6 protein-coding genes are annotated in these 6,983 nt (G+C 49.2%); all 6 read left to right on the top strand.

Annotation, left to right across the window (positions count from 1 at the left end):
- The first annotated feature begins 152 nt into the window (after positions 1-152).
- Positions 153-1,424, top strand: coding sequence for a thiamine-phosphate kinase (locus tag Q0257_RS01175; RefSeq protein ID WP_298020503.1), 1,272 nt, complete (start codon positions 153-155; stop codon positions 1,422-1,424).
- Between the two features lie 189 nt (positions 1,425-1,613).
- Positions 1,614-2,051, top strand: a complete 438-nt coding sequence (locus tag Q0257_RS01170; RefSeq protein WP_297904949.1) for a DUF417 family protein — start codon at positions 1,614-1,616, stop codon at positions 2,049-2,051.
- A 413-nt stretch (positions 2,052-2,464) separates the two neighbouring features.
- Positions 2,465-3,505, top strand: a complete 1,041-nt coding sequence (locus Q0257_RS01165; protein WP_298020501.1) for an isoaspartyl peptidase/L-asparaginase family protein — start codon at positions 2,465-2,467, stop codon at positions 3,503-3,505.
- 315 nt (positions 3,506-3,820) lie between these two features.
- Positions 3,821-5,314, top strand: a complete 1,494-nt coding sequence (locus Q0257_RS01160) for an RNA ligase (RefSeq protein WP_298020498.1) — start codon at positions 3,821-3,823, stop codon at positions 5,312-5,314.
- Between the two features lie 82 nt (positions 5,315-5,396).
- Positions 5,397-5,993, top strand: coding sequence for a phosphoesterase (locus Q0257_RS01155; protein WP_298020495.1), 597 nt, complete (start codon positions 5,397-5,399; stop codon positions 5,991-5,993).
- A 515-nt stretch (positions 5,994-6,508) separates the two neighbouring features.
- Positions 6,509-6,637 carry a hypothetical protein gene (locus Q0257_RS01150; RefSeq protein WP_298020492.1) on the top strand — a complete coding sequence of 43 codons (129 nt, stop codon included), beginning with the start codon at positions 6,509-6,511 and terminating at the stop codon, positions 6,635-6,637.
- Positions 6,638-6,983 lie beyond the last annotated feature (346 nt).

Here is a 6,983-nt window from a genome sequence, read left to right as displayed (position 1 = left end):
CGGCGAAAATCTAAATTTACGCTATAATCTTGCAAAGCGGAGTATAGAACTCCTGCTGCGCGTGCGCGACGAAATTTAAACAAGAGCCCGCAAATGCGGGCTTCTTAGCTTTCGCGCGGCTGCGGCATAACGCTAAATTTAACGGAGGGAGCATGGATAAGGAGCGGTATATTTTTAATAAATTTAGATCGAAGTTTAACGGCGATGATTGCGCCGTAATCGGCGAGCGGGCGTATTGCAAAGATCTTTTCGTCGAGGGCGTGCACTTTCGCCGCGGCTGGCTGAGCCTGCGCGAGATCGGCGCAAAGGCGATGCTCGTAAACATCTCGGATATGATCGCGACGAATGCGCGCGCCAAATACGCCCTGCTGGGGCTTGCGCTGCCGCGCGAGATCGGCACGCGCGAGATCGACGAGCTGTGCGCGGGCGTGAGCGAAACGGCGCGCAAGTGGGGCATACGGATCATCGGCGGCGACACGATCGGCTCGGATCGCATCGCGCTTAGCGTGAGCCTGATCGGCAAGTGCAAGCGCCCCGTGTTTCGCAGCGGCGCGCGCGTGGGCGATCTCATCGCGCATACGGGCGAGTTGGGCGGCGTCGGGCGCGATCTGGCGGTGCTTTTAAGAGATGAAATTTCGCCCGCTAGCTCGCAGACGCAAAACCGAAACGATAAAATTTCGTCAGCACAAAGCTCAAGCACCGCGCTGCAGGGTCTAAATACTGAGGCTTCGGCGGCACAAAATCCTGGCGATGAGGTGCGAAGCTCGGACGATAAAATTTTACCTGCGCGCGCCGAGCCGCAGAGCTTGGATGCCGAAACTTCGGCAATGCAAATTTTGGACTTTGAGCCGCAAAGTCTGGACGATAAAATTTCGCTTGTGCGCGCTGAGCCGCAGAGCTTGGATGCCGAAACTTCGACGCAAAATTCCGTGTCGCATAGCGGAGACGATCGCAAGAGCCCTACGTCGCAAGGCTTCGCATGTGAAAATTCCGCGCCGCAAAGCTCTGCAGGCGAAAATCCTGTGCCGGGTAGTGGCTCATATCGCTTGCGCGAGGATCTACGCGCAAAAATTTCAAAGAATTCGCGCTTCGTTAGGCCCGTTTTACGCGATAAGTTTTTTTACAAGGCGGCGAAGCTCATCAGCGCGGCGATGGACATTAGCGATGGGCTTGCGCAGGACTTACCCCGCCTGCTGGAGGCTAGCGGCGTGGGTGCGCGCTGGATCGCCCGCCCTAGCGAGGCTGCGTTGCAAAGTGGCGAGGAGTACGAGATTTTGTTCAGCTTCGCGCCGAAGTTTTTGCCCAAAATCTACGCGATTGCTGCTAAAACGGGCGTTTCGATCAATATCATCGCCGAGGTTTGCCCGCGCACGCCACAAAGCTCGATGGAATTTCGCGGCAGCTCACACCACTTCGCGCCTTGAAATTTTGCCGCAGCCGCTTTAAATTTCAAGGTGCGTAGCATGGAATTTGAAATTTCGCAGAGCCACGAAATTTTGTGGAGGCGTAGAATTTTATGAAGCCGAGGAATTTGGAATTTGAAATTTCGCCCCTTCACGTAGCCTACACGCAAGCTCGCTATCATACCGCTACACAATTTACAAAGGAGCCGTATGAGGGAGATCGTAAAAAAATTTGTCGCAGGCGACGCGGATATTATATTCGCCAGACTTTCCGTTATCATCGTGCTTGCCGTGATGGGCAACTACAAGTGGTTTGAGTTCGAGGTGGAGGCTTTAAAGCCGCTCTTTTCGCAGACGTGGCTTTCGTTTTTGCCCTCAGCGCTCGGGGACGCCGGCGCGAGCTACTTTTTGGGCGTGGTAGAGACCGTGGGCTATCTCTCGCTCATCGCAGGCTTTTTCAAGCCGAAGGCGGGTATCGTGGGCGATCTCATCGTGATCGTCATGGCGCTGAGCACGCTCAGCCTACTGCCGCAGCTGGGCAAGATCGACGGCTTTATCTTTAAAGACCTTTTCTTGCTAGGCCTTGGCTTGGTGCTGCTAAAATACGACCTGGCGCGCCTTTGCCGCGGAGAAAAAAGCTGCGATTGAGCCGTCAAAACATATTGGCGTCGGTTCCGACGCAACACTAAATGATCGCGTATGGCGAGCTTGAGGCTTTTAATTTGAAGCCTGCTTTGCCGGCGGGGTGCGTGCTTGAGCTCGCTCGCATAGCACCCTTTAAAATACGGCCGCGCGCTAAAATTTTATGACGCGCGGTTGAAATTTATCGAGCTGCGGTAATTAAATTTTGCCAACGCTCAAACTCAAAATTATAAAATTTAAATCGATCCATCAGATTGCGCCACAAATTGAGTCGCGTTAAATTTGACAGCGAAAGCTTAATTCTAATCTCAAAGTATTAGATTTATATCCGGCTGAATTCGCATTTGATTAAGCGAAACGAAAAGCGCAAAGTTATATCATTTCTTAAAAATTCTGCAATTTTTTCGAAAGGATGAGATATGAAGCACTTTTCACTCTCAAAGGCCGTTTTTATGGCGGCGAGTTTGGCCCTGCTCGGGCTAACGGTTGCGAATGCGCAGGAGAAATTTTCCCCGGTTATCGTCATTCACGGCGGTACCAGCGGACTTGATCTAACCAAGGAGGAATTTAAAATCCGCGAGGAACCGATGAACCGGGCGCTTTTGGCGGGTCAAGCCGTACTTGAGAAGGGCGGCAGCGCGATGGATGCCGTAACGGCGGCCATTATGGTGCTTGAGGACGATCCGAATTTCAACGCGGGCAAGGGCGCGGTATTTACCGCCGACGGATTTAACGAGCTTGATGCCTCGATCATGGACGGCTCGACCAAAAAAGCGGGCGCAGTCGCGATGGCAAGGCATATCAAAAACCCAATCCTAGGCGCCAGGCTCGTGATGGATAAGACGTGGCACACGCTAGTTGCGGGCGAGGGAGCCGACAAGCTCGCCAAAGAAAACGGTCTAGAGATGGTGGATCAGAAGTATTTTTTCACGCAGTTTAGATACGACGCGCTGCAAAAAGCTAAAGAAAAACAAAAGCTGCTACTTGATAGCGAAAAGGCAAAAAAGACGTCGTTAAATTTGCACGAGCGCCCGTATCTTGGCACCGTGGGCGCGATCGCGCTGGATAAAAATGGCAACCTAGCCGCAGCGACCAGCACTGGTGGCATGACCAATAAAATGACCGGCCGCATCGGCGATAGCCCGATAATCGGCTCGGGAACCTACGCAGATAACGACTCGGTGGCGGTTTCTTGCACCGGCACGGGCGACATCTACATGCGCGTAAACGCCGCGCACGAGGTCTCAGCTCTGTATAAATACAAGACCTCCGACGTGCAAAAAGCAGCCGAAGAAGCGGTAAAAGAGGTTAAAGCGCTCGGCGGCAGCGGCGGCATCATCTCGATCGACAAGCACGGGCACACGGGCTTTGCGTGGACGAAAGACAAGCTTGGCATGTATCACGGCGAAGCAAGACTCGGAGCTAAGCCGATCGTCTACTGGCCGCTTGGGGACAAATAAGCGTAAATTTAGCCCCTCTACGGGGCTAAATTTAAATCAAATAGCGAGGATAGATACGCTTTTTATCGCACGTCTATCAAAATTTGGCGCCTTTATCGATCAAGCGCTTAGGCGAGGTTAAATTCGGTCAAATTTTAATTTCAGCACCTCGGCAAAGCGCAAATTTCTATTTAAAATTGGCTCTCTTTAACTTAGGCTCAAATCAAGAAATATTAAGTTCCGCTGAGCCTTAAATTTTACCAAAATCCATATTTCTTGATACCAAAGCGCTCAAATTTCAGGTAGAATATCGCCACATAAAATCAAGGCGGTAAAATGAGAAAATTTATAGTGGTTCGCGGACACGCGGGCTCTGGTAAAACGACTTTCGCAAAAGAGAAAATTAAAGAATTTCAAAACGAATATCCGCAGGCGCAAATTTATCATCTGGAAAACGATATGTTTTTAGTAGATGAGGCGGGGGTTTATACTTGGTCGCCGAAGCTTTTGGAGGATGCGAAGCGCAAGGTCGCCCGCGAGATAAAGCAGGCGTATAAATTTGCCATGGAAAACAAAGATAAAGACGTTCTTATCGTGCTTAGCAACGTGAGTGCGCGCACCAAAGAGCTGCTAAGCCTAAAAGAGCAAGCCGCCCAGAATGGATTTATTTTCGAATGCTTTAGAATGCAAAATTTCTTCGCCTCCGAGCACGGCGTCGATGAAGATACGGTGATAGCGATGTTTATCAAGGTCGCAAACAACAAAATAGAGGGCGAAATTTTGATCCCGCCCGTTAATCCTATGAGCGAAAGCGTAGCGCAAAAGATCAAAGACGCGGCGGCTCTAAACAGGCGCGATCTACCCTTTGATGCGGCGCAAAATACCTACGTAACGAAAAAATATATCGCCGCCACGCAGGATAAAAGGCTCTGGAGTGCGCGTCAAAGCGAGCTTTATCCCGAGCTTCGCACCTACAAATACTCAAAACGCGTCTTTTTCAAAGCCGATTGGGATAAGGCGCTGCTTGAGATGCGCGGGCTCATAATGGACGATAATCTAAATATCATCGTGCGTCCGTTTAAAAAGGTCTATAATTACTCGGAATTTACCTCGCGCAAAAGCCTTTATCCTATCGATATCACAGACGATACGCCCGTGCTTGCCGTGCGAAAGGTAAACGGCTTTTTGGGGTGTTGCACCTACGTAGATACCCACGAAAGCGGCGCGAGCTTTAACCGCCGCGTCATCTACTCTACGACGGGATCGACCGATAGTAGATTTGCACAGATGGCGCGCGAGCACTGCTGCAAATTTGAAGAGATTTTCAAACGCTATCCAAATAAAACTTTTTTATTTGAGATCACCGACGAGAGCGATCCGCACATCGTAGAAGAGGAGCTTGGAGAGACTTTTATCGGACTTATCGACGTTAAAACCGGCGCGCAAGAGAGCGAATTTGAGCTGGATAAAATCGCCGCAAGCACTGCCGGAGCGCTAAAAAGACCTTTTTATAAGGATGGCGAGCAGTATCTAAAAACGAGCTTTGCGGAGCTTAAAAATATAGTCAAAGAGGCAAAATTCGAGGGCTTTATGGTGTATATCCCGAGCCAAAACGATTTTTGCTTTAAGATGAAAACGCCTTATTATCTCGTGAATAAATTTTTCGCTCGCAGTAAAAACGAGGCGCTTTCCGGCAAACTGGATAAAACCAAGCTCGATGAGGAATTTCACCCTTTGGTCGATCACATCAAAGCAAACGAGCGAGAATTCAAATCCCTTGACGAGCAGGGCAAGCTAGGCTTTATAAAAGAATTTTTAGAAAAAATTTAACGATTAGCGCGAATATTTGACGCCGCGCAAATTTACGTAAAGCTCAAATTTGATGCAGCGATTAAAGCTTAAAGGAAAAATGATGATATTTTTTACCTCCGATTTGCATTTTTATCACGGCAATATTATGAAATACTGCCCTAAATTTAGGGCTTTTAACGACGTAGCCGAGATGAATGAAAAGCTAATAGAGCTCTGGAATGCCGTAGTGGGGTCCGAGGATACGGTTTATGATCTTGGCGATTTTGCATTTTGTAATAAATTAAAGGATCTAAAAAGCGTCGCGCGTAGGCTAAACGGCTCGCATGTGCTGATTTTAGGCAACCACGATACGCTCATCAGTCAAAACAAAGAAGCGCTGCTACGCGAGCCAAAAGATGACGGAAATCCTATCTTTAGCGATATCCTGCACTACAAGGAGCTAAATTTTGACGGCGGCGCGGGCGCGATAAAGGACGGCAAAACGGGTATGAGCATCTGTATGTTTCACTATCCCGTAGAGGAGCACAACCGCGCCCAGAAAGGCTCTTTTATGCTTCACGGACACTTGCACGACCGCGCTTCCAGCCTAGAGGGGCGCATACTAAACGTAGGCTTTGACTCGCACGGCAAAATTTTAAGCCTAGATGAGATCGTGCAAATTTTAGGGCAAAGGCAAATCGCGGCAAGATATTTGTAATCCTGGCTAAACACGGACAGCCGCAGCATTGATTTAAGCGCAGCCTGCCGCAATATCTCGCAGAAGCACCCGCATAATACGGGATAGGCAAAGTTCGGCGGCATCTTTATCGATAAGCACGCACACACAGGCTTTGCGTGGACGAAAGATAAGCTCGGCATGTATCACGGCGAAGCTAGACTCGGATCTAAGCCGATCGTTTACTGGCCGCTAGGCGGGAAATGATAAAATTTAAGCAGGCGGAGAATAGCGCAAAGGTCGTAAAAGCGCCCAGCTAGAGATGATCAAATTTAGCCTCTTTTGTCTCGTTTGCTCTTTACTTCCGCGCAAATTTTAAAATTTGCCGCACGCTTTAAAAGATCGGTGCGTTTTAAAGAACATCTGCGCACTTAAAATAGCTGCTCCGCCCGTTTTAATAAAGCTTCGCTTCGGCGTGACGGGGCGGAGCTAAATTTTAAATTTACTCGCGCGTAGTCCACGCCGACGCACCGAGCGACAAGAATGAGAAGCAGGGTATGTGTTCTCTTTTGGTACCAAAATCCAAAACGATACCGCCTTTTGCACTAGTTATGAATACGGTGTGTATGAAGCAACAGAGCAAGGGCGAACCCAACTGGTGCGCGGGCGAAATTCGCGGAATTTAGTCAATTATCGCGCGCAGTTTTATCTAAGCTGCTGCAAATTTTATCCATAGCCGCCGCGATCTTGCCCGCATTCACATAGAATTTCACGGAATTTTATAGAATTTTCGCTGCGCATTCTGCAAACCAATCGGCGAATTTTGCGGACGCGACCGAATTATATGCGTAAATTCCGCCGTCAAATTATAATCTGGCGCAAATTTCGTAGGCAAAATCGCTAGTTAAATTTAAACCCATAGGTTAAGCCCAGCAAGCCCGCCTGCTAAAATTTCATTCGCGCAGAATTTCATTTGCGTAAAGTTAAAATTCCAGCCGAAACTCCGTCTCACCCGGCTCGCTTCTGCACGAA

The organism is uncultured Campylobacter sp. (assembly GCF_938018035.1).
Taxonomy (GTDB): domain Bacteria; phylum Campylobacterota; class Campylobacteria; order Campylobacterales; family Campylobacteraceae; genus Campylobacter_B.
This window is presented reverse-complemented; position numbering and strand designations above follow the sequence as displayed.

Bases quoted from the DNA above. Each gene is read 5' to 3' on its own strand.
- Q0257_RS01175 (WP_298020503.1), top strand. From the start codon at position 153: ATGGATAAGGAGCGGTATATTTTTAATAAATTTAGATCGAAGTTTAAC.
- Q0257_RS01170 (WP_297904949.1), top strand. From the start codon at position 1,614: ATGAGGGAGATCGTAAAAAAATTTGTCGCAGGCGACGCGGATATTATA.
- Q0257_RS01165 (WP_298020501.1), top strand. From the start codon at position 2,465: ATGAAGCACTTTTCACTCTCAAAGGCCGTTTTTATGGCGGCGAGTTTG.
- Q0257_RS01160 (WP_298020498.1), top strand. From the start codon at position 3,821: ATGAGAAAATTTATAGTGGTTCGCGGACACGCGGGCTCTGGTAAAACG.
- Q0257_RS01155 (WP_298020495.1), top strand. From the start codon at position 5,397: ATGATATTTTTTACCTCCGATTTGCATTTTTATCACGGCAATATTATG.
- Q0257_RS01150 (WP_298020492.1), top strand. From the start codon at position 6,509: ATGTGTTCTCTTTTGGTACCAAAATCCAAAACGATACCGCCTTTTGCA.